Annotated in this window: 4 protein-coding genes; 2 read left to right on the forward strand and 2 right to left on the reverse strand. The window is 60.0% G+C overall.

The features are described from left to right. Positions 1 to 236 (reverse strand): hypothetical protein (locus NWQ23_RS14180; protein WP_306167042.1); only part of this gene is annotated, 236 nt, incomplete at its 3' end. 37 nt (positions 237 to 273) lie between these two features. Then, positions 274 to 597, reverse strand: coding sequence for a hypothetical protein (locus tag NWQ23_RS14185; protein WP_306167043.1), 324 nt, complete (start codon positions 595 to 597; stop codon positions 274 to 276). 175 nt (positions 598 to 772) lie between these two features. Here NWQ23_RS14185 and NWQ23_RS14190 point away from each other — a divergent pair, with 175 nt between their 5' ends. Then, complete coding sequence (locus NWQ23_RS14190) at positions 773 to 1,480, forward strand: response regulator (RefSeq protein WP_306167044.1); 708 nt, start codon at positions 773 to 775, stop codon at positions 1,478 to 1,480. Next, positions 1,473 to 2,305: histidine kinase dimerization/phospho-acceptor domain-containing protein (locus NWQ23_RS14195; RefSeq protein ID WP_306167045.1), on the forward strand; the 833-nt coding region annotated here is incomplete at its 3' end. The genes NWQ23_RS14190 and NWQ23_RS14195, both read left to right, overlap by 8 nt.

Below are 2,305 nucleotides of genomic sequence, written 5' to 3' on the forward strand. Positions count from 1 at the left end.
ATCAGGCGTCCTTCGACCTCTGCCACGCCGGACCATGTCCGGGTGGTCTCGACCCGGCCAAACCCTTCGACCTCCGCCGAAATCTCCTCTGGCATTACCGTCAAGCTGCGGACGGGTACAGCGACCTCGGCCCGGTCTTGTGCCGTCGCGGACGGTTGCGCGTTCATCCAGTTGACCACCACCAGTGCGATGGCAATGGGCGGCAGGAACAAGAGCTTTGTCAGAATTGAACGCACAGTCGGAAACCTCGGGCTGGAATGGTGCGGGAACCTGTCAGTTCCCGGCGTTTGGCAATTCGTCCGGCGTGACCAATCCGTCCACGTTCTGATCAAGACGGGCAAAGGCCCGGTCATAGGCACCGGCATTCTTGACACGGCTGGCCTGCCCGATGTCTTGCGCGGCATTGAGGTTGATGAAGGCTGTGAATTCTGCTGCGTTTAACCTGCCGTCTGCATCTACATCGGCCATGCGAAAGTTCGCGGCCGCCATGTCCTGAGGCGACGGCGCTGTTTGCGCAATGGCTGGCGCCGACGCAATTGTCAGCGCCAGCCCTGCACCTGAAAGGAGTACATTTGCAAGCGTGAGTGGTGGCGTCATGATCATGTCCTTTCGGGATTGTCGGAACCGGGTGGGACGGACCATAGGGCTGTTGGATGTCATGCGTATTTCAACTAGAGCCGAGTGTGTTTCAAAGTGTTGCACGCCGCCGCGTTTGTCGCATTTTGAAACATCTTCGCTACAAATCTACGCAAAATAGTGAAACACTCGTTTCATGGCCACGAAAGCGGATCGCATCATTGTTGTCGACGACGACCCCGAACTTCGGTCACTGCTGACCCGGTTCCTGGCCGAGCATGGCTTTGAAACCCGCGCCGTTGATGGCGCCGCCGCGCTGGACCGGGAACTGTCGCGCAATCCGCCGGACGCGATTGTTCTGGATCTGATGATGCCCGGTGAAGATGGCCTTGCCATCTGTCGGCGTTTGCGGGCCCAGGGCAACCAGATCCCGATCATCATGCTGACCGCGCGCGGTGACCCGATTGACCGCATTGTCGGGTTGGAGACGGGTGTCGATGACTATCTTGGCAAACCGTTTCTGCCGCGCGAACTGGTGGCACGCCTGAACGCAATCCTGCGCCGTGCCGGAACAAACAGCGCCGTGATGAACGCGCAGGTCCTTCATCTGGGTTCGATCGAGATCAACATCGCCAAGATGTCGGTGCGCAAGAATGGCGAAGACATCAAGCTTTCCAGCCGCGAATTCGCGCTCTTGGCGGTGCTGGCGCAAAGCGCCGGTCACCCGTTGAGCCGCGCGCAACTGATCGACCGTGCCTTTGGCCGCGAAGCAGAGGTCACAGACCGCGCGATTGATGTTCAGATCACCCGGTTACGCCGCGCCATCGGGGACCGTGGCGATGCCCCCACGATCATCAAGACGGTGCGCGGGGTTGGCTACATGTTTGCAGGGTCCCATGATTAGGACATTGCTTGGCCAGAATATCCTTGTCCTGTTGGGCACGACATTCTTCGCGCTGGTTTTCTCGCTAAGCCTGATTGCGGTCTTCGTGATCCGGCCCGAGGCGCAGCGGGCAGCGAATTTCACGTGGGGCCTTGCAGAGGTGCTGGCCTTTTCGGTGGAGCGGATGGACCCGCAGGACCGTGTCGAGATGCTGCAGCGCATCGACAATCAACCCTATATCAACGTCAAGGTCAGCAGCGCCCCACCGCCCGACTCCGTCCCTCCCGGAAGCTTTGCTGAACGTGTCTTTCTGAACGAATTGCGCGCGGAAAGCGAAAGATCAGAGTTGAAGGACTGGCGCGTCGGCGAAGACAGCGTCTTCTGGACGCGGCTTTCGGATGGTGACCCGCCGATCTGGGTGTCGCTGCGTGCCTTGCAGGCCCCCGACCCGATCAAAGTCATTTCAGCGGTCTTTGCGGTCTCTTTGCTGACCAGCGTGATCGGCGGCTTCATTCTGCAGCGTCACCTGGCCCGCCCTCTCAGGACGCTTGCCCAACAGGTTGAAAAGATCGATGCCGCCACCAGCCTGTCAACCCTCGATGAAAGCGGTCCACGCGAGGTTGCCGCCGTGTCCCGCGCCCTAAACGACATGACCGACAAGATGCGGGAGGCCGAAAAGGACAGGTCGGTCATGCTGGCCGGTGTCAGCCATGACCTGCGCACACCGCTGACCAAACTGCGCCTGTCGCTGGCCATGTTGAAGGGAGCCGATCCGGAGCTTCTGATTTCGGCAGACCGGCAGGTTGCCCGCATCGAGGCGATGCTGGAACAATTCCTTGATTACGC

Origin of the sequence: Yoonia sp. (assembly GCF_030731595.1) — a bacterium.
GTDB lineage: Bacteria > Pseudomonadota > Alphaproteobacteria > Rhodobacterales > Rhodobacteraceae > Yoonia.

Bases quoted from the DNA above. Each gene is read 5' to 3' on its own strand.
- NWQ23_RS14190 (WP_306167044.1), top strand. From the start codon at position 773: ATGGCCACGAAAGCGGATCGCATCATTGTTGTCGACGACGACCCCGAA.
- NWQ23_RS14185 (WP_306167043.1), bottom strand. From the start codon at position 597: ATGACGCCACCACTCACGCTTGCAAATGTACTCCTTTCAGGTGCAGGG.